Source organism: Anabaena sp. CA = ATCC 33047 (assembly GCF_963870205.1).
In the GTDB taxonomy this organism is placed as follows: domain Bacteria; phylum Cyanobacteriota; class Cyanobacteriia; order Cyanobacteriales; family Nostocaceae; genus Trichormus.
In genome coordinates this window covers 26,811-48,525 of sequence record NZ_CAWMSA010000057.1, presented here as the reverse complement: position 1 = coordinate 48,525, position 21,715 = coordinate 26,811, and the positions used below count along the sequence as shown (strand labels likewise).

The window sequence follows — 21,715 nt, the reverse complement described above, 5'->3', positions numbered from 1 at the left end:
TTAACGGCATAATTCAGGCGATCAGTTGCTATGGACATTTCCCCCATCAAGGCTGTTCAAGCCCCTTACTACGGCGATAACTTCTACCGGACACCGCCGCCAGATTTACCTTCCCTACTATTAAAGGAGCGAATTGTCTATCTGGGAATGCCACTGGTGCCTGCTGTCACGGAATTGATAGTTGCCCAACTATTGTATTTGCAGTCCGACGACCCCGAAAAGCCGATTAAAATTTATATCAACTCTACCGGCACCTCCGGTTATAGTGGCGAACCCATCGGCTTTGAAACCGAAGCCTTCGCCATCTATGACACGATGAAATATATCAAGCCTCCCATTCACACCATTTGTATTGGTTCAGCGATGGGTATGGCGGCGATGTTACTCAGTGCTGGCACAAAAGGTTGCCGTGCTAGCTTACCTAATGCCTCCATTATCTTGCATCAGCCCAAGAGCTACGCCCAAGGGCAAGCAACCGATATTCAAATCCGGGCTAAGGAAGTTCTGGCTAACAAAGCCTCAATGGTTGATATTTTGTCGCGTAACACCGGACAAACCCCAGAAAGAATTACTAAAGACATGGATCGTCTCTTTTACATGACTCCTTACCAAGCCAAAGAATACGGCTTGATTGATCGAGTCTTTGAAAAAGAAGAACTTGCCAATCCTCCACTACCCGCTAGTGTTCTTTAAAGCAACATTAGTCAACAGTCAATAGTCAACAGTAATGACTAATGACTAACGACTAATGACCCTTACGGGTTCGCCAGTCGCTCATGGGGGAAACCCCCAAGACCGCGCTGACTCACTAATGACTAATGACTAATTACAAACGGAGTCAAATATGCCTATAGGAGTGCCTAAAGTTCCTTATCGGATGCCCGGAGGACAGTTTACAGATTGGATCAGCATTTACGATCGCCTGTACCGAGAACGTATTATTTTCCTGGGGCGTGATGTTGATGATGAAATCGCCAACCAAATCATTGCCGTAATGCTGTATCTGGATTCGGAAGACCCAGGTAAGGATATTTACTTATATATCAATTCCCCTGGTGGGATGGTAACATCCGGCTTGGCAATTTATGACACCATGCAGCACATCAAGTCTGACGTGGTGACAATTTGCGTCGGTTTAGCCGCTTCAATGGGTTCTTTCTTATTGGCAGCCGGGACAAAAGGCAAACGCCTAGCATTGCCCCATTCTCGGATTATGATTCACCAACCCTCTGGCGGTACTCGTGGACAAGCCACCGACATCGAAATCGAAGCCAGAGAAATTCTGCGGATTCGTAACCAGTTAAATAACATTTATGCTAACAACACTGGTCAACCCCTAGCCAAAATCGAAAAAGACATGGATCGTGACTTTTTCATGTCCGCCCAAGAAGCCAAAGAATACGGCTTGATTGACCGTGTGATTGAAGAACGGATTTAGGATTAGGGACTGGAAGGGACTGGTGACTGGGTACTGGGAGCAAGGGAAAAGAACTTGTACCCAGTCAACAGTCAACAATTTTGAATTTTGAATTTTGAATTTTGAATTTTGAATTGATCTGCCCCAATCCCTAGCAAAAATGTCAATTGCACTACATAATTGATTCGGAAGATACTGAGTTTGGCGCATCGTCCAAGCTGATAAACTATAATAGAAGATTATTTATTATTAAAATTTCATGCTGGCAGCTAGTAGCTGATAGCGGAAATATTCAACCACTAATAGATCAAGATGGATCTTGGAGATTGCTACCGTTTATTGGGTTTAAGGTCGGGTGCTTCTTTTTCCGACATTAAAGCCTCCTACCGACGACTCGCGCAGCAATATCACCCGGATATTAATCCAGGGGACAAAAAAGCTAAAGATAAGTTTATCGCCTTGACAGAGGCATATAGATTCTTATTGACAGTAGTACCACCAGAAGAGACTGCCCAAAGTGTAAAGCAGTCTTATACATCTACGTCTAGTCGCCAACAGACTCAAGCCACCAAGCCAGAAACAGCACCTAAAGCCACCACCGCCACCACGGAAAAGCCACCCACCCAACCGCCTAATATGGCGGAAATAGAGCAACGGCTGAAGTGGAAGACTTACGAACAACTGCAACGGTTTTTAAAAGAACGGCGATTTCCCCAAGCGATCGCCTTAGCAGAAGCCTTAGCCGCACGTTTACCCAAAGACGCAGAAGTACGCCAATGGCAAGCGATCGCCTATCAAATTTGGGGACGCGCTCTAATTAATGAAAACCAATTGCTCAAAGCCAGGGTTTATCTCAAAAAAGCCTTAAAAACTGATCCTCACAATAAAGCCTTATGGGAAGAAGTACAGCGTGATTTCCAGAAGTTAGAGCAGATTTTTTAGTCATTAGTTATTAGTTATTAGTCATTAGTCATTAGTTTCTCGCCTCCGCTCCCTCCGCTCCTCCGCTCCTCCCCAGTCCCTACCTTTGGGCGTGGATATAATCTACAAAGTAAAATTTGGGAGTTAGCCAGAATTTGAGCCAAGCATAGACAGCAAGGCTTAAGAGTGCTGTAATAATTAGGGGTAAACCTAACTTTAGTCTGACGCTATCTGGGAGGATGGCAGCCCCGGCGACTGTAATGGCAAAATATGTGAGTAAGATGAATTGCGATCGCTCGATATTTTTCAGGGCTTGACGGCAGCTACTACAATGTTGGGTATGTTGTTTGTAACGATCTAAAATCACAGAGCGATCGTCATTAATGGTTAAGCTGTCTGTAGGATTAATTCCTACCTCTTGCCAAGGTAACTTGCCCTGACAATAGCGATCAAACCACCTCCGAAACTCTATCACTAAACGGTCAGCACTGGTAGGCATTTTGTAGGCAGTTTTCCAGCTTTCAGTTGATTGTTTTTGTTGCAAAATCTTCTCTTGCTGGAGTAGTAAAATCATATCTCCATCTAAAACCGCATTACGGTTAGTGATGTGATCCCACCACCGGGGGGTAAGTCGATGGAGTTTAGTCGCAAAATTGCGGCTAAATTGGGCGACAATCCGAGATTTACCCGGAGCTACAGGAATACAGTAAGTAATCAATCCTACTTGTTTGCCAGCATTACCGAAACTAATGGCATACTCTAAACGACAAGGTGGCTCAAAGGTAATGGTGCTGTTAAAATTGCCCTTAACATGGGCTTGAATTAAATCTGCTGTAGATTGCACAATTTCCATAGGAACAGGTTTTGCTTGTTCTCGCTTACCCTGTACCCCATGATGAGCAAAGGGAACATGACTAGGATCTGCCACATTTTCTACTAAAGTTTGCCAGTCATAAGCCAAATCACGCACAAAAGAACTCCAAACAAAACCTTTGCTTGTATCTATTTGCGGTGATAAAGGTAAAGCTTGAGTAGCTGCTAATTCTGGTGATTGAGCATCCAGCCAAACCCAAAGCAAATCATTGGCTTGGCGCACTGGTAATGTAGTCACACAAAAACTGTGTTGATTTTGGGTAACAAGTTCTGGATTTTCAGCTTGGGGGATATGAGTACAAATTCCTTGCTGATCAAATTGCCAACCGTGATAGCTACACATTAAATTTCCCGTCTTCTCATCCACTCTTCCCTCACTCAAGGGAGCTAGACGATGGGGACACTGATCTAAAAACACTCGGTAAGTTTCGGAAGTTTTAGGTTTCCAGATAACTAACCGCAGTCCTAAAATAGTAACTGGGGTTGGTCGTTGGGGGTCTAAGTCTTCAATGGGTGATACAGGATACCAGTTTTGCAGAAAATTGAATTCAGCTTGCATATTGTGAAATAATTACATAAATTTTAAAAAACGTATACCACCAGAGGTAGAGGTAATAGTCAACATTTTTGCTAGTCAGAGTCAGCTATTAACTAGCTACTGCCTAGACTCAACTTTAATGATGACCGAAATCGGCAAAATATTGTTGGTGTGTTCTGTGTTTTGAAAACAATTCTTGTACTGTGGTAGTCTGCGTTTTTCAAACAAAATCCTCGTACCGTCAAATCGGTAGGGAAAAATTTTATGTGCAATTGTGCAATCACCATTACCGTCAAATTGTTTGCCGCTTATCAAGAAGCCTATGGAGTTTCAGAATTGGTATGGGAATTTCCTGATGGTACACCTGTAAGCGCAGTGTGCGATCGCCTGATTGCTGAACACCCAGAACTAGCTAAATGGCGAGATGTCACCCGTTTTGGGATTAATTTAATGTTTGTTGAACCGGATACCGGCTTAAAAAATGGTGATGAAGTCGTGTTAATTCCCCCGGTGAGTGGTGGTTAGGAAGAACTAGGGGGGTAGGGGGTAGGGAGCAGGGGAGCAGGGGGGGAAACACTAATGACTAATGACTAATGACTAATGACTAATGACTAATGACTAATGACTAATGACTAATGACTAATGACTACTACTTAACCTTGGCGCGGAAGCGCACAAAGCCATAGGAATTAGTTGGTGTACCAGAGCCAGTTGCTTTTGGTAGATTAGGTACATCGGGATTGCGGGTTATATTGACTGCTACAGCACCATTAGTATTATTGCTAGGACAATAAGTTGGTGTATTGGGGTCATTGGCTGGGTAAAAAGTGCCGCGATCGCCATCTGCTACACTACTCAAAAATACTGTATTCAAGCCTACAGCCAAAGCAATACCATGATCAGCCCCAGCTAAACCCCCATCATTAGGAGTTTGATTATTAAAACCATTAGTCAAAAACGTCACATTATTAGGAACTAAATCACAGAATTTTACATTATTTGCATTGACTTGACCATTAGACAGGAAATAAATCGTATACTCTAACTCATCACCTGGTTGAACATTACCAGCATTGATCAAACCCCGTAAATAACCCACTGGCCATTTAGAATCATTATCATCAGTATCCCGTGGTGCCGCTACATAGTTAGTAGCAGTTGGCGGAACATCACTACGACCATCTACAATATCAGTGAAATCTTGGTCATTAATCCGGGTGATCCGTTTGACTAATACTATATTAGGTGGATTGGTAGGCGCAGTAGCTACTGTTAACAGAGTCGGATCATCATCTCCGGTTTGAGTCGGATTATTACCTACATTTGAACCATCATCAGCAGTTTGGGCAAAATAATTTCCTACAGTTGGCGGATTACTACTACTACCAGATGAATCTGCATCAGTTAAAACAGTACCAGACGTTGCTTGAGCATTATCGGGAGTATTAAAAGTAGCACTAGCTTGGTTACTAATCGGATTACCACCATTATTATGATTAATTTTGGCAGTAATTTTAATGCTGATAGTATCTCCAACTCGCAAAGTGCCGCTATTAGTTAAAGCTCCAGTGCCATTGTAATTAGGATTGAGCGTGATATTATTGCCCGCAGTAGCACTGGTAATAATTGCACTTTGATAAGTTAACTGTGATGGTAAGTTATCAGTAATTATAAAATTAATCGCATCACTATTACCAGGAGCTAGGTTAGAATAAGTAATAGTATATTCTACAATATCACCTACATTTACAGTTTCCCCTCCATCACTATCTACCGCAAAGCGCACAGATTTAGTTGCTCTGACATTGGCTTGTTTGTTAGTAGTAATTACTAAAGGTGTAAATATAACTTGACTGGGGAAGAATGTCCAAGTGTCTATACCTTTAAAATCACCATAGTTGCTACTAAAAGCGTGTCTATATAAAGCATTATTACTGTCTACTCCTCTAGCAGCATTCCTGGGATTACTAGCCCCTGTACCATCTAAGCTGACATTGGTACCATTAGCAGTTGTATAGTTAGTATCATTATAATAAATTGTGGTAGACCCAATATTTTGTCCATTTTGATCTTGAATTATCGGGTAAGGGGCTGGTGGGTTTTCCATCGTAATTTTAAACCCATTCGGATTATTTTCGGCATCAAGTAAGGGAAAGTGGTATTCACCGCCTCTCGTAGTAATTTGAGCATCATAGGGCTGATTTCCGGGACGGGGTTGTAAGTTCACCCCATTAACATCTTTCCCATCCCAGAAAACTACAACCTGCCCGGCAGACATGACATTTTGTAATACCCGGTCTGCACTAGGGTCAAAAATGCCATCGGTATTACTATCAATAATAATTTGATAACTACCACTGCGAGCCACATTAAAACTAAAATTTCCTCCCACACCCACAAAAGTCTGATTACCACTGCCACCGCTTCCACCAGTAAACAGAAAATTTTCGGGGACTGCTGGTGGTGTTGCATTTAAAGGAACTCCTAAAGCATTAAGCGTTACCGTCGCTGGGCGGTTAATGAAAACATAATGGGTAATATCAGTAATTGTGTCTGGGACATCAGGACGCTGGACAGCTACATTACCATAAAAGTTTAGGGGACTCAGAGGAGCATCTGGAGAATTGGCAGAGTGATAGAGTGTAGAATTATTCGTTTGATCAATAAATCCCCGGCTATTAGCAAAGAAGATGAAACCAAAGGGATCTAGTCCATTCATATCGGTTTCGTAGCGATAGCCATCGTTTGTTTGAATGTAGAGTTTAGAATTGAGAGAGCGACCATTACTACCCATATTCAGGGCTAGATAATTAGCAAATACCCGTCCAGTTTGAGCTACACCATTATTAGCCACGGTAATATCCCAAGCTGCTATCCCGCCGTTTTGAGACGCATCTGTAGGAAATTGGGCGGTAGCCAACCTAGCAGGGGGGTTTACGCCATCCAGAGGGCTAGTAAGGGGTTTAGGAGAGCGAAATTCTACTTCATAAATACCTGTTTCCGTAGCTACAAAGCTACAGGGAGTGTAACCACCAGTCCTTAAAGGTGCAGGGCCAAGGTTTTCTTTAGTTAGTGTGTTAATGTGACCAAAGCCACCATTTACAACATCACAAGCACCGTTTTGACTGCCAAAGGGACTGCGGTAAATAATATCTTGATTATTGGCAACAGGATCAGCATTGTAAACACTAGAGCCAAGATAAACTGTTTCTCCAGCTTGAACATAGACTTTAAGTGTATTTTGTCTGAGAATTCCCGCAGTTCTATAGGTGTTTGCGTCTAGCCATTCTAGGTAAGGTCTATCTCCACCATCTGCAACTAACTCTTTACTTCCTTCCGCCCAACTCGGCTTGATACCTGCTCCTAAAATACACAATAAAGCTAGGCTACCTAAGTATAATTTTTGGTGGTGATTTGATAACGACTTGCCCATACTTTTGTCCTACCGTTAACGCGCCACTGGTTTCTGTAATCCAAACCCATCAAATAATTCGTTAAGTTTCAACGTCAAACCCAAATACAGCCCCCCCGCAGAACGTGTACCCGAAAAATCTCGGTCATCGACTTTACCAAACACATAACCAGCTGCCAGACGCAAATTAGGACTTAAATAATAACCTGCTTCCACTACCAAGCCTGTCTCAGTATAGTTAGCTTGACCAATCACACGCGCTTCACCCACTAAATCCCAGCTATAGCCGAAGCGATAGGTAGCACGGAATTGTCCCAGATTGACTGTACTTGTACCTGCTAAATCACTAGCTAAATAAGAAGTGCTATTTCGCAACGCATATTTACCATAAAATTCCCATTGCCAATTGGGTGCGTAAATGGCTTCGACAGCAAAGGTATGGTCTTGTGAACCTGTACCACTACCTAAGAAAATGGTGTCAGGGATAGTTGCGGGATTTTGCCGATATTCATAACGCAATAAGGCGTTAAATTTATCGTTTTTGGGGTGACGATAAGCTAAACCTAATTTCAAATTCGCTGTATCACCCAGTCCAGTCAGTTTTTGATTGGCAGAACTGGCTTGCTGATAGCGGACTAAAGCTGTTAACGCACGGGAAATTTTGCCCACGGCGGCGGCGGAAATTACGGTGTTAGAACCACCGGAGGAAGTGCGATGTTCATAACGTGCGCTAGCTTGAAACTCAGGATTATCCGCATATTCCAAGCCGATACTGTAGCTATCGCCGCCATTAAAGCCGATACTAGAAGCACTTTGTCCCGGTGTAAACGGTTGGGCAAATTGTTGACCTGCGGCGGTACGCTGGAAGAAGTTACCAAAAACGTGTTCGTAAGCTAAATTGAGTCTCAACCCTGGTGCAATCATCCAACGGTTATTTAAACCAATTGCACCTTGAGTAGTCATTTCGTTAGCACCACCGATAATTGAGTAACGAGCCGTTAAAGTGGTATCTGTGCCAAGTTTGTGTTCACCGTTAATATTTAAGCTAGTAATTGAGTTACCAGAATTTTGACCGCTACTGTAAAACTGTTGAGCTAGGCTAATATTCACACCGGGAACAACCGCCCAGTTTAGCCCGAAAATAGTTCTGTCTGCATATACGATGTCTTTTTGTGAAGATAAAGTTAGCTCATTTTGAGCTTGGAAAGTCAGGTTATTGGTGAGGGAATAGGTGAAACGACTACGCAATTGCTCGGTTGTATTTTCTACAGCGTTTGTCGCTATTCTGTCTTCTCGATGACGACGAATCCAATCGACATCTATGGTGGCTTTCCCGAATCTTTGTTGAATTCCCGCCGAAATGGTGGTGAGAGAATTATCCACTTGGCTACCGGGTATAGCTTGAGAACGGGGTGAAAATAATTCTTCAAATGTATCTAAAGGTTGGGGTGCAATGCCAAAGTTATCTTCATGGTCGTATAGCACCCGAATATTTGTGGTTTTAGAGACTCTCCCGATTAATTGTCCACCATAGCGAGTCTGACCGGGAACAAAACTAATAGTAGCGTTATTAGCAAAACCTGTAGCAGCGTAACGATAGTAGGCGCGACCTTGTAAACCTGGAAAAAATCGCCCTTCGGCTTCTAAACGGTAAGCTTCGCCGCTTACCCGTCCCATAATGTCAGAATCATTGGTAGAATGGGCGTATTCTGCGGTAAATTTACCTTGAGAACCAAGAGCAATCATCCCATCTGCACCATATAGTTCAAATCCCCGTATTCCTTGGGTTTCTCGCAGGTAGGTAGCAGCTATCCAACTTTCTTGGTTAAGGGTGCGGGAAAAGTTATATTGCAGACGACCTGCATAAATTTTGTTATCGGAGTTGTTACTGTCGTATTGATAGCTAACCACAATTCGCCGGACGAGAACTTGTCCTGTTGCGTCAATGTCGGTACGCAGAATTGGTTCTCGAAATAATAGAGTCCCGCGATCGTAATCTATTTCGTAGTCTGGCCCCCGGTTTAATGCTTTCCGTTCTAATACAGTACCAGGGCGGTTTAATTCTTCTAACTCAATAAAGACATTTTCACTTCCAGGAACTACTAAGCGACGCGACAGAAAGTAATAGCCGCTAGTACCATCAGGTGCAATGGTATCTCTTTGAAAAGCTTCTAAATTATTACCGTAGAAGCCTGTAATTTGCAGATTGCCTAAGTTGTAGTTAGCTTTAAAGCCGTGGAGTTGACGAGTTACAGCTGTAAACTGCTGGGATGGACGGGCAAATTCTTCTGTACTGTAGTCTCCCCACATCGCATAATCAGGTGCAACGCCAGGAATGCGTGTGGAACGTTCAAAACGCAGATAGACACTATCAATGGAAGGCGTAACTACATCAACTTTGGAACTATCACCATAAACAGGATAGTTTTGTTCACTAAATTGATAAGTACGAAATAGGCGGTTGTCACAGTTGCAATCTTCGTTGAGACTACGAGAACTGTTATATGCACCAGTAAACAACCACTCGCCAATCCTACCCGTAGCAAAAATAGCTGAGTGAAAATCTAATTGGGTAGTTCTCTGGCTATCAGGACGGAGAAAATCACGAAAACTGCCGTAATAATTCGTCCCTCTTGCGCCTAAACGCACATCAATCACCCCAGTCACGAGGCTAGAACGCAATGCGGTTTCAAATTGTATTTGAGTAAAGGCTTCTAAATCGTTAGCTACTGCCCGAATGCGTACAGTTTGGGCTTTGAGGTTTGAGCGTAAGGTAGCTGTAAATTGTCCTGCTTTTGCTTCTACCTGAAATCCTGGTTGTTCGGGTTTGAAGTCTGTTCCAATTAACTCTCCCGCCGTTGGGATGATAGTGACTACTGTATCTTGATAGGAAAGATTTCCATTGCTATCTAATAGTTGACCTTTAATTGTGGCTGTTGAACGTGCATCAGCTAAAATCCGAGATTCAACTGTTTCTATAGTTAATTTGCTGGCTGTTCCTCGTACCACTACCCGCACTGTTACGGGTGGTTCGGAACTGCCGATGATTTGTGCAGAAATATGATTTACACCGTCGTTGAGTGGGACTCCATACCATGTCTGCGTTACTAAAGCAGTATCCGCATCGGTTTCTGTGCGTCCCAGCAAAGAAGAGTCTACTAATTCCCCATTTACCCGTAGTTCTATGGGACTACCTTCGGGAAACTGCACCGTTATCTGAGTGGCGCGGATATCTACAACATTGTCAGGAATGGGAGTGAGGATTTTTAGAGATGGGGGACTGGGGACTAGGGATTGGGAATTATTTTCTTTGTATTCATCGCCTGTGTTTGATGGTGTTGTGATTAATTTACGTAAGCTATTGGGTAAGGCTGTATCCTTTCCTGGTTGAAAGGATGGAATTTCTGTGAGTCTGCTTAAACCTTGAGGTACTTCAATATCAGCTGACGGTTGAAATGGTGGAATGGTGTTTTGAGCAAACTGAAAGTTTTCCTCGTGGGGTGTGGTGACTTCTGCTGTTAAGTCTGGCGGTGTTTGTTGTTGGCGGGAGTGCGTACTGAATTCGGTTGTTTGACTTAAGCCTCTTACCCGCTTCCCTAGTTGAGAAGCGGGAATATGTCGAGATGTTTCCTGAAATGTCGGTGCATTTGTCAGATTGGGGTTGTCTAAATCTGATGCCATGTACAGATGATCATTACTCTTGGCGTGAACTGTCGCGGGATACAAAACGCTACTGAAAGCTCCTACCATCACCCCCATTAACCTTAAATGGAAATTAGTCACAGGTTTCATGGTTTAACTACCTCCTCTGAGATGGGAGTGAGAGCGAAATTCATGCGGACTAAACCCCCTGGTTCTAAACGCACTAGGCGCGCTTGGCTGTTGCGTTCTCGGAATTTTTTGTTAGGGGCTAGTTTGTAGCCAGGAACACTACTCAGGTCTAATACTCCTGTGTGACTTCCCGGTAAAACATTAGCTAGTGAGAATAAACCATTGGCATCAGTAGTAATGCGGTTGCCATCTTGTAAGAAAATTACTGCATTGGCAATTCCGGCTTCTCCGTCTTGTTGTTCCCCATCAAAGTTTTTGTCGATAAACACTCGACCGATAATTGTGCCACAGTCAGCAACTATACCTGGGCGAATCCTGAGTTGGTGGGTGACTGGCCCATCTTTGATGCTAAAGCGATTATCAGCACGTTGAGCATTGGCGATCGCACTATTCCGACCTGTACCACGGAGAGAATCGGGTGTTAATTGGGCAGCATAGGCAATATTTAGCACCTGCCCAATGGGAATATTGGCATCTGTACGTAAGCTGACTGTACTACCGTTGCGTGTGGATGTGATGGTAACTGGCTGACTATTAATTTCTCCCTGGACAGATTTAGGTAAAAAGTTAAATCCTAATGGTAAATTATCGGTGATCATGAGATTATTTAAAGCCGCATCAGAGAGATTTCTGACTGATAGGCGATAAATCACAGTATCTCCTGGTTCAGCTGTAGCGCGATCGCCTGTTTTGATCATCTGCATCTGATTGGCTTGGCACATATTAGTGGTAAATTCAAAAGTTAATAAGTCCAATCCCACTAACTCTGCATTCGGAACTAAAACAATTGTGCCTTCTACTCTATTTTCACCCGTCAGTCTAATTGGTTGACCATCTAAAGCAGTAGCCAGATATCGCACAATATTATTAGCTGTACCTGTACGGTTGAGAATTTCTATCTTGATGCGTCGTTGCTGATAAATAGAATTAGCTGGGGGATTAACTACAAAAATATAGGTTTTACCTGGGTCAGTTTGACCTTTATTCGGATCAAGTAAGAAATTATAGACACCAGCCGGATTATTTGTAATCAAATAGGGATTAAGATTTTCACTATTTGGTGCTTTACCACCAGGAATATTATTATTAGGAATATCAGGGACTTCTGTACGTGTTAACGAAACAAGTTGTCCTAATTCTGTGCCGGTGGCATCGTTGGGGTTAGGTTCATATACACTCACAGAAAAACCTGTGTAGTCTGGTAAAAGCGCACCTGCACAGCCTAAAATCCGTCCTAATGGGTCAACTAATGGGTCAAAATTCAGATTAAGTTGACTGGTATTACCTTGATATTTATTGTTACTGGAAATATCTGTATAAGTATAAGTAGCTTGATTGATCAGATTAACAACAGGAGGTGCTTGTGATAATGCTGGTGTGGGTACGATAGTCTGCCAGCAACTTCCCAGGAGAATAGTTGCTGTTAACTTTTGCACCCAATTACTACCAGAAGTGTTTTGTTTGCGTTGACGAGGACGGAACACTGAATTTATCTCCTCTGAAATGCCTTCACTCATCAAGGCATCTATAACAAAGTAAAAATTAATACTAATCAGCCGGTGTTGAAAAATGAACGCATAAACAACGGCTGACTATAGAATCAAGTTTTCCCAAACACAGCACCAAAGTTATTAATTAACGTACTTGAGTTTGATAAGTTGCTGTGACTACTGCCTTGGCTGCTATTGAAGGTATTTGTAACCGAATGTGAGTGTAAGCAGTTGCGGGTGCTGGTTTGGTTTCGACTTTGCCATCAGTCAGGGTAACTTTAATGATCGGATTTTCTACAAAACTGCGTCCGCCATCGATGCTGTAGGTGATTTTGGCATCTTGATTGTTGATATTGGCAGACTTCAGCACATATACCATACCGTTGGGGATGGATTGATTGAGAGTGAGATTTTTCAGGGGGCGATCGCTTGTATTTTCCCCAGTTACGGTATACCGTAATCTATCCCCCGGTTTAACCTGTGCTTGACCTTTCAAAGCTTGCCAAGTCACTTGCTGCTTACCTTGTTGATTCTTTGTTAAAATCTGCTTTTCTGCTTTTAAATGCAACTGTAAAGGCTGCTGCTTTTGGGGACTTTGAGCAAATGCACTGTGAGATGACCACCAACTAACTACCCCTGGTAAATGAGTAGGAAACGAAAGCGTTGTCAGCAGTAGACCGGCACTTACCCCGGACATCAAGAAATGTTTTATCTTCATAATTAGTTAACCTTGCGTTGGAAGGTAAATGTTCCTGTCTGACCAGGGGCAACTGGATTAGTGAGAGTATTTATATACTTGGTGATATCGCTATTTGCACTACTACCACTTTGTTCACCAGCCAGCAGATTATTAGCAGAGGTACCACTGAAGTATTGAATTGTGCCAGCACCTTGAGCCGAACCAAGCACGTGACTGGTATCAATTATGCCGTTGCTAGGTGCGTTATCTATTGCCCAGTTATTGGGTGATGCTGTACCATCTTCAGTAATCACCACATTGCCAGCATTCAAGATTACATTACCAGTACCGACGGCTGGCTCAGAAATGTTTTTGTACTGAATTACGTACTCAATAATATTTCCAGGCGCGGGTGTCTTGGGTGTTGTACTTAAAGTACCATCTGTACCTTGAACTGCTGGGCCAGTTCCCTGTAAAATCCGGGACTGTTTGATCAGTTGTAAGAAGCCAGTGTATACCCGGTCAATGGTAATGTTAAACGCTGCATCATCAGCCAAACCGTTACTATTGCTGTCAATAAATGCTGTAATTGGTACAGGAAAACCGCTTTCAAAACCAGGATCAGTTGACAGTGGAGTAGTAGGTGGTAGGTCAACGGTGACAGTGTAGTTAGCTGTACCGTTGGCTGCTACATTATCAATTCTGACTGGGTTAGTAGCACTGACTGGGTTGCCTCCGACAAGACCAGTACCACTGGTAAAGTTAAATTGCGTGCCATTGTATGTATAAGTAGCAATTGTGGCACCATTGTTAGCAGATATAGTCACGACTGTATTTACTTGTAAGTCACCTGTGTTAGCTGGTGGTGTAGGTAGTAAAGAGATATTGTCTGCTTGAGTACCACTATTTCTCACAGTGTTAGTAAAATTAATTACATTTGGGTCAAATGTTGAACCTGGAGCAGTATTAGCCGGAACATTGGAAGACCTATTAGTAAAATCATCATTATTGTCTGTCGGGCCAACCGCATCTGGCGAACCGTTTGGCCCGTTCACCACTGAGGACACATTCACGCTAAAGACGTTAGCTTCACCACCTGCATTTGCACCTGGATTGTTAGTATCACCAGTATTATCACCAGCAGTATCCGTTCCGGTGGTGTTTAAATCACTTGGGTCAGTTTTTGGATCAGTGATATAACCGTCAGGTACAGTAGGCGGTAACTGATCAGGTACATTATCCCCATTAGTGTCTGTGTTTGATGGGGGTGTCATGTTACCTGAAGTTCCGTCAAAGTTGCTGGGATTTTGATCACCAGACTCATCCAACACAGGAGCATTTGTTTCTGGGGTTTTACCAAAAACTTGAGCAATGTTGGCTATGGTTAGAGGAGCAGTTTGTCCTGTTCTCACTCTTAACTGCATGGAGAATGAGGTTGACTGGCCATTAGCAGCAAGGTAAGTATTGGTATCACCGTCTGTAGTGGGTTTAATAAAACCAATGCGCGTTACTGTACCTAAATCTCCTGGTTGTACTGTTGTCCAGGTGGCTACATTGGCAGATGTGGTGACAGGAGTCGTAGAGTAGACTACTTGCCAACCGGTGGGAACTGTTGGTGCTACTGCTAGTTGCGTCCCAAAAGGAATAGCATCAGCAACTAAAATATTACTCCCAGGAAGACCAGGTACGGTAGAACCCGCTAAAGGTGAGGGAGTGATACTTTGTCCTGTCACATCGCTAGACTCAACTCGCAGACTCAAATTGTAGTCGATGGTATCGTCTGTGATATCTCCTGGTGTACCGTTATTGCTATAATTGCCACGAGTTTTGAGTATGGTAGCCAAAGAATAATACTTCGGAGAAACAGTTATGGAGGCTGCTGCACTGCCTTCTACTACACCATTAGCAGGTAAACCTGTAACTTCTTCAGGTGTACCATTCAGGTTATCTACAGTATAAACGTCTCTGTTGTCATTCACCGATCCGGCTCGTGGAGAATTAGTTGCGGTTTCAGCCGGTGTAGTTTCCCCTAAAGTAACTTTAATCGTTTGACCAGGTGTAACACCGGAATTTACTGTTACCGGTACTCTTACCTGTATTGTTCCATTAACTGGTATGGAAGCTGTAGTAAATCCACCATTAGGAACATCTGTCCATGATGTCCCATTGGTACTGTATTGTAATGTGCCTACTGTACCTGGGCCTGTAATACCAGCTTGGGTAGGAATTTGGAAGCGAGTTGGATCATTACCAACGTTGGTGATCGTAAAGGGATAATATATGAGATCACCCGTTTGAATAGTTCCAGCGTTGTTATCTACAGGTGTACCAGCTACTACAGAAATACCCGCTACTTCCGCCACAGTCACGGTTACGGTGTTAGAAGTAGTATTTAGTCTTCTAGGGTCATTAGGATTATTCGGATCAGGTGGGTTATTAGGATCTTCGTAAGTAGCTGTTGCTTGGTTGTTGATAACTGTACCTGCGCTAGTTGTTTGAGCTAAAGCAGGGGAGACAAATTGGAAAAAACCGCTTGCTAGAAGTGCGGTTGTCACTAAAGCCGGGTGAAGTCTTGATGTTTTAGCCTGATTCAATTTTTGACGGGATTTCATCGTGTGTAGTCACTGGATAGCATGATCCTGGGTATCAAGCACAATAGATGCAAAATACCTCTAATTCGCCAAATTATAAAAGTGCTGAATATTACAGGTATTTATCTACTAATTAGTTGAATTCACAGTAACTAAAATTACTGTGTTTTGCCAGAATATTTTGTTTACTGGGTTAGTTGTTAGCAGTTTCTGGTTAATGCAGTTTGATTTACTGATATAAATTTGATGACTCGGCACATAGCGATCGCTTGAAAATATTAAATCAAAGTCTGCTGATTTTAAACCAGTGTAAATACTGCTATTAAAAGCTCTGAAGAAAAATAAAACTGTAAATATACTTAAGTAATCCTAGTTAATTTAAGTGATTTTATTATATGTAAAAACACTTTTTATTCTGTATATTTCCTGGTAAAGTATAACATAACCTATTTAGACAGGTTAAGGCGAAAGATTAATTTCTCTAATTTCTTAAAATTGATTTTTTGTTTTGAATTGGTAAATTTAGTGTAAAACCAGTCAAAACCCTTGTATATTAAATGGTTTAGTCAAATCCGACAAAAATAGTCGGGTATGTTTGACGAGTATTTTTACTCGTGATACTATTCAGGCACAGTTGACAGACAAACAGGGAAAGATAGTTACTATGACTCAGGCAGTATCCAAACCTACCACAGCCACCAACGCCGCTTTTAGTGCTTTGAAGTGTAAGGAATGTGGCGCGGAATATGAACTCAAGGCTAGTCATGTATGTGAGTTCTGCTTTGGGCCTTTGGAAGTGAAGTATGACTACAATGCTTTGCGTCTGTCTGTAACTCGTGAAAAAATTCAAGCGGGGCCTAATTCGATTTGGCGTTATCGTCCCTTTTTGCCTGTCGCAACTGACAATGTAATTGATGTGGGAACAGGTATGACTCCCTTGGTGCGTTCCCACCGTCTAGCCCGTCGCCTGGGTCTAAACAAACTATATATTAAGAATGATGCGGTAAATATGCCCACCCTCAGCTTTAAGGATCGGGTGGTGTCTGTCGCCCTTTCCCGTGCTAGGGAGTTGGGTTTCACTACAGTTTCTTGTGCTAGTACGGGTAACTTGGCTAACTCCACAGCTGCGATCGCCGCCCATGCTGGTTTAGACTGTTGTGTATTCATCCCCTCAGACTTAGAAGCTGGTAAAGTTTTGGGTAGCTTAATCTACAGTCCTACCCTGATGGCTGTGAAAGGTAATTATGACCAAGTAAACCGCCTCTGTTCAGAAGTAGCTAATACACATGGTTGGGGTTTTGTCAATATTAATTTACGCCCCTACTATTCTGAGGGTTCTAAAACATTAGGCTATGAAGTGGCAGAACAATTAGGTTGGGAACTACCAGATCATATAGTTGCACCTTTGGCTTCTGGTTCACTATTCACCAAAATTTATAAAGGTTTCCAAGAATTTGTAGAAGTTGGTTTAGTAGAAGGTAAGTCAGTCCGCTTTAGTGGCGCACAAGCCGAAGGTTGTTCACCTATCGCCGAAGCATTTAAAGAAGACCGCGACTTTATTAAACCAGTTAAACCGAATACAATAGCTAAATCAATTGCGATTGGTAATCCCGCAGATGGTGTTTACGCTGTTGAGATTGCCAAGAAGACTGGCGGTAATATAGAATCTGTCACCGATGCCGAAATTATCGAAGGTATCAAGCTATTAGCTGAAACAGAAGGTATCTTCACCGAAACGGCTGGGGGAACTACCATTGCTGTTCTGAAAAAATTGGTAGAAGCTGGCAAAATTGATCCAGATGAAACCACTGTGGTTTACATTACTGGCAACGGTTTGAAAACCCAAGAAGCTGTACAAGGCTATATTGGTGAACCTTTGACAATTGATGCTAAACTAGATAGTTTTGAACGTGCATTAGAACGTTCTCGGACTTTAGACCGCTTAGAATGGCAACAAGTTCTGGTTTAGTTATTAGTCATGAGTCAATAGTCATTAGGATTGGAATAATGACTATTGATAGCTAACAAACATCTCACAACTGATCACGATTAATTCACTATGGCTGTAAAAGTTTTAGTACCCACTACTCTGCAAACTCTCACAAATAATCAAGCTACTCTAGAATCTAGTGGGAGCAACATTGCTGAACTGTTAGACGCTTTAGAATCAAGCTTTCCTGGTATTAAAGCACGGTTGTGCGATGACAATGGACAGCCAAGACGTTTTTTAAATTTATATGTCAACAGTGAAGATATCCGCTTTTTGGATGGCACAGCTACACCTTTAAAAGATGGTGATGAGGTGAGTATTGTTCCTGCTGTGGCGGGTGGTTGATAGGGTGCTATTTGCTTATACCGAGTTGCAGTCATAGAGAGTAGGGGTTTAGCATTGCTAAACCTCTACAGAGATAATGCAACTGAGTAACAATATCTTTATCAGCAAAAAGGTTTTTAGTCTCTCCCCCCTTCGCAATTAGGAGAGATTCAGATGTCAACTGTTTTTAGCATGAGTAGTGAAGATTACTCATGCTTTTTGTATATGTTACTGATGGTTAGGCAATGGTTAGGCAATAAAGTCGATTTGGATAATCATGTCATCAAAATCGCGATCGCCACCATTGGGTAAATCTTCAAACCCAAACACATTATCGCCTAATAAGCGGATATGTTCCGAGCGATCGCTGTTAGCACCCAAGAAGGGGAAGTAAACTTGACTGATATCAAAGCCATTACTCAAGTTGTCATCATTGGCAACAATAAACGGCACTAGAATACTATCCCCAGTCAGCGTGACATTGTTAATCACATTCGCTGATTTAGTAATCGAGACATTCAACCGTTGATTAACTGCCAATTGAGTATAGTCACTATCACCAGGTAAAGCAATTGTACCATTAGCGCGACGAATACCGCCTTGCTCATTGACTGCTGCATAGAAGCCGACAAAATTAGAGAAAGCCGCCTCGTTATTAACTGTAATTCTCACCAGACTGTCTGCTTCTCCCCGCAAATCAATCACTTCCAAACCTGATTGCATTTGTAGTGCTGTACCTTTCTTCATCAATCCGGGGGGTTGTTCTTTTATTTGTAGCACTAACGCATCAAACGCGCCTGTGCTTCTGTCTTTAAACTTGAGTCGGAAGTCTGCTGCTGGGAAGTTTTCCACCTCTACACCATTGAGATTAGAGAAAAACACTTGACGAGTTAACCCGTTTTGCAATTCCTGAACAGTACCATCAGCAATTAACATAAAGCCGAGACGAGTTCCTGCGCCAAATTCCAAAGCACGACTTAAACCACTCACAGAGAAACCACTAGGTAAACCACTAGGGTTATCGCTAGCCAATACAGAAAAAGCTACCTGTGTCAACCCCGAAGTAAAGCGATGGTTAGCAATAATTTGAGTCAGATAATTAAGATTATCTGGACTAATCAAAATCGGATTACCCTGGTTATCTGTAACTATGTTGCCATTGTTATCTCTTTGAAAGATGTTACCGTTGGCATCATCCACCGTAAACATTAAGATTTCATTTGTCTGGTTAGTGCTGACGGTGTTGACAGTTAACTCAATAGTTGTGTCACCCCGCAAGCGGAATAAACCATTTTTGCCATCTTGGTTTTTCTCAAAGCCAAACTGTGGCTTTAAGTCAATAGCAATATTACCTGTATTAGTTATCCCATCAGCATCAATGACAGTGATTTCTAAATCGAATTTTGGTTCTTGCTCAAATCTATCGATATCAATATCGTCACTGTCGTTAACCTGAACTTGTCCGGTACTGCTGTCAATTACAAAAGCAGGATTACCATCATCATCTAAATCCAGATTACCACCTGTAATCGCATAAGTGAGTAGATCATCGTCTGAATCTGGGTCATCAACTAACACATTACCGACAATAGTACCGGCTGGACTTCTTTCCAGCAAATCAGGTAAAGCATCATTCAGAAAGACTGGTGGTTCACCAATATTGATTTCAAAAGCTAGAATTTGATGATTCTGGGGGACAAAACTATCAAAGTTGTCATCACTGACGATAATTAAGGAGCGTTTACCATTGGGTAATACAGGCCCTAGTGTCATCCCTTCTATATTATCAATCTGGATATCCAGAGTTGATAAATCGAATAATAAACGTTTGCTGACTGGGGTAACATCTGCATCTGAGACAGAGGCAAGATTACTGATATCGGGCGAGTTTTGTAGACGAATTTCGTAGATTTTGCCGCTATAGCCTCCCTCAGCCGTAAAAGCTCGCTCTAATGTTAGTAAACTACCTGTATTATCGATAGCTACCAAATCCACTAACCCGTTAGTATCAACGCTGTTACTGTTGTCTACAGGGGGAATTGCATCAGTTTGGTAAAGAAATTCTTTCACCACCTGGGGAACAGTACCAGTGACATCGTACTGGATAATTCTCACGAAACTGCCATCTGTAGCGTTGGCTGTTTCCCCATCTTGAATTAAAGCATTTTCGGTGGCGGTAAATAAGAAGCGTTGATCAGGGGTGAGGGTTAAACTTTCAAAAGCTAGGTTATTGCGAATACCTTGGTTAGCTTGGGGAAGGAATTTCTCAGGAACTACAAAGTTTTGTAATTGTCCCCCGGCTAAGGAAAACTCACGCACAAAGGGAGCAATAGAATTATTAGCATCCCCTTCTGAGGAGACAAATACAGTACCATTATCAGTCCAGGCAATGCCTTCTGGATCTAGACTATTGGCAGCAAAAGGATCACCGTTTTCATCTAATAAGCTAGTGACGCGGGTGATACTGACATCACCATTGTTTAAACTACCATCGCTGAGGTCAATGGTGAGACTGTAAAATCTGGCGGGGTTAATGTTGCTGCGATCGTCGGAAATTGCATGATAGACTTGCTCAACTGGATCATAGGTAATCCCAGAGAGTCCGCCAACGGTGGTATTATTTCCTGTTACTGGGTCAAGAAACTGAATTCTGCCTTGGTTATCTGTGGTTAAGCCATTATCATCTAATAAGTCTTGCCCAATAAAGGTAATTCTTGCCGCACCTCTGACTTTATCATCTAGGGGAGCAATACCCGTGTTGTTGCCAGCATTGTTATCAATTAGAACATTATTGGCAGTCAGATCCTCTGGCTGGATGTTTTCGATAGTCGCTAGGGGAACGGTGCTATTTGTTGTGTTGATAACGACATGATTACCGTCAGCAGTGATGACTAAATCATTGAAGCTTTGCACACCTTCTAAATTGATGCGGAGGGTGTCTTCAATGGGGTTAAAGTCGGTAATGCGGTTAGGGTTGGTGGGACGTTCCGCATTAGCTAACCAAAATACATCATTACCCAATCCACCACGTAGGGTATTACCACCTCTACCTGCATACAGGGTGTCGTTACCAGAACCACCAGAGACTAAATCATCTTGGTCAGGGAATAAGATATCATTTCCAGAACCGCCAAACAAACGGTTAGCACTGGAGACATCACCTTGGGGGTCAGAGGTTAGGGTATCATTGCCATAATCACCAAAGGCGCGATCGCCAATTTTAACAAACAGTTCATCGTCACCCAAACCACCACTAACAATTTCGTCGCCATTGTCAGTGATGACATCGATGTTATCATTACCTGCTAAACCAAGGACAAGATCAGCATTGGCATCTTGGATATTTAAACTATCGCTGTTGGTAGTGCCTTTGATGATAGCCATAACTTCTGCAATTTCCTCACAACCTTAAACTGAACGTGAAAAAGAATATACCTGCGGTTTGCAAATATTTCTCCGTCGTACATAGATGATTGGTGAAAGATGAAGTTTATTGATGCTGTTGTCATGATTTAGCTCAATTTAATCAACAAACCCATTAAAGTTGGCTAATCTCATGCTTCAGCAGTTGAATTTAACTTTCACCACTTGACTAAAATCTCATGTACTTCACTGACGGAATACCACGCCTGATAAAATGACACGTCTA

Annotated in this window: 13 protein-coding genes; 6 read left to right on the top strand and 7 right to left on the bottom strand. The window is 42.5% G+C overall.

The genetic code is table 11. The annotated features are described in order from the left end of the window. The first annotated feature begins 30 nt into the window (after nt 1-30). From AACS98_RS18315 to AACS98_RS18305, 3 genes are all read left to right on the top strand, one after another. Entirely contained in the window at nt 31-693 is a 663-nt protein-coding gene (locus AACS98_RS18315; RefSeq protein ID WP_066382469.1) for an ATP-dependent Clp protease proteolytic subunit, read from the top strand. 151 nt (nt 694-844) lie between these two features. Continuing rightward, nucleotides 845-1,438, top strand: coding sequence for an ATP-dependent Clp protease proteolytic subunit (locus tag AACS98_RS18310; protein WP_066382466.1), 594 nt, complete (start codon nt 845-847; stop codon nt 1,436-1,438). A gap of 291 nt (nt 1,439-1,729) precedes the next feature. Beyond that, nucleotides 1,730-2,359 (top strand): J domain-containing protein, encoded by a 630-nt coding sequence (locus AACS98_RS18305; protein WP_066382464.1) that lies wholly within the window; start codon nt 1,730-1,732, stop codon nt 2,357-2,359. A 79-nt stretch (nt 2,360-2,438) separates the two neighbouring features. Here AACS98_RS18305 and AACS98_RS18300 read toward each other — a convergent pair whose 3' ends face one another. Then, nucleotides 2,439-3,770: an aromatic ring-hydroxylating dioxygenase subunit alpha gene (locus AACS98_RS18300; RefSeq protein WP_066382462.1), complete on the bottom strand. Its 1,332-nt coding sequence runs from the start codon at nt 3,768-3,770 to the stop codon at nt 2,439-2,441. A 243-nt stretch (nt 3,771-4,013) separates the two neighbouring features. Between AACS98_RS18300 and AACS98_RS18295 the strand changes: the two genes are divergently transcribed. Then, a complete protein-coding gene (locus AACS98_RS18295) occupies nt 4,014-4,274 on the top strand; it encodes a MoaD/ThiS family protein (protein ID WP_066382460.1) in 261 nt (86 codons plus the stop codon). Between the two features lie 124 nt (nt 4,275-4,398). Here AACS98_RS18295 and AACS98_RS18290 read toward each other — a convergent pair whose 3' ends face one another. The 5 genes from AACS98_RS18290 to AACS98_RS18270 form a co-directional block, all read right to left on the bottom strand. Next, nucleotides 4,399-7,182: a DUF11 domain-containing protein gene (locus AACS98_RS18290; protein WP_066382458.1), complete on the bottom strand. Its 2,784-nt coding sequence runs from the start codon at nt 7,180-7,182 to the stop codon at nt 4,399-4,401. A 15-nt stretch (nt 7,183-7,197) separates the two neighbouring features. After that, nucleotides 7,198-10,953 (bottom strand): hypothetical protein, encoded by a 3,756-nt coding sequence (locus AACS98_RS18285; RefSeq protein ID WP_066382448.1) that lies wholly within the window; start codon nt 10,951-10,953, stop codon nt 7,198-7,200. Next, nucleotides 10,950-12,509 carry a DUF11 domain-containing protein gene (locus tag AACS98_RS18280; protein WP_066382446.1) on the bottom strand — a complete coding sequence of 520 codons (1,560 nt, stop codon included), beginning with the start codon at nt 12,507-12,509 and terminating at the stop codon, nt 10,950-10,952. The genes AACS98_RS18285 and AACS98_RS18280 overlap by 4 nt, the downstream gene beginning before the upstream one ends. A gap of 118 nt (nt 12,510-12,627) precedes the next feature. Continuing rightward, nucleotides 12,628-13,194 (bottom strand): DUF11 domain-containing protein, encoded by a 567-nt coding sequence (locus AACS98_RS18275; RefSeq protein ID WP_066382890.1) that lies wholly within the window; start codon nt 13,192-13,194, stop codon nt 12,628-12,630. An 8-nt stretch (nt 13,195-13,202) separates the two neighbouring features. Continuing rightward, entirely contained in the window at nt 13,203-15,773 is a 2,571-nt protein-coding gene (locus AACS98_RS18270) for a beta strand repeat-containing protein (RefSeq protein WP_066382444.1), read from the bottom strand. A 643-nt stretch (nt 15,774-16,416) separates the two neighbouring features. On the opposite strand from AACS98_RS18270, the gene thrC reads away from it, so the two are divergent. Together thrC and AACS98_RS18260 are read left to right on the top strand one after the other, a co-directional pair. Next, nucleotides 16,417-17,721 carry a threonine synthase gene (thrC, locus tag AACS98_RS18265; protein ID WP_066382442.1) on the top strand — a complete coding sequence of 435 codons (1,305 nt, stop codon included), beginning with the start codon at nt 16,417-16,419 and terminating at the stop codon, nt 17,719-17,721. Between the two features lie 90 nt (nt 17,722-17,811). Further along, the gene (locus tag AACS98_RS18260) at nt 17,812-18,087 is read left to right on the top strand and encodes a MoaD/ThiS family protein (protein WP_066382440.1); all 276 of its coding nucleotides are present in this window, start codon (nt 17,812-17,814) and stop codon (nt 18,085-18,087) included. 228 nt (nt 18,088-18,315) lie between these two features. On the opposite strand, the gene AACS98_RS18255 is transcribed toward AACS98_RS18260, so the two are convergent. Continuing rightward, on the bottom strand, nt 18,316-21,450 hold the full coding sequence (locus AACS98_RS18255; RefSeq protein ID WP_066382438.1) for an esterase-like activity of phytase family protein: 3,135 nt from the start codon (nt 21,448-21,450) through the stop codon (nt 18,316-18,318). Between the last annotated feature and the right edge of the window lie 265 nt (nt 21,451-21,715).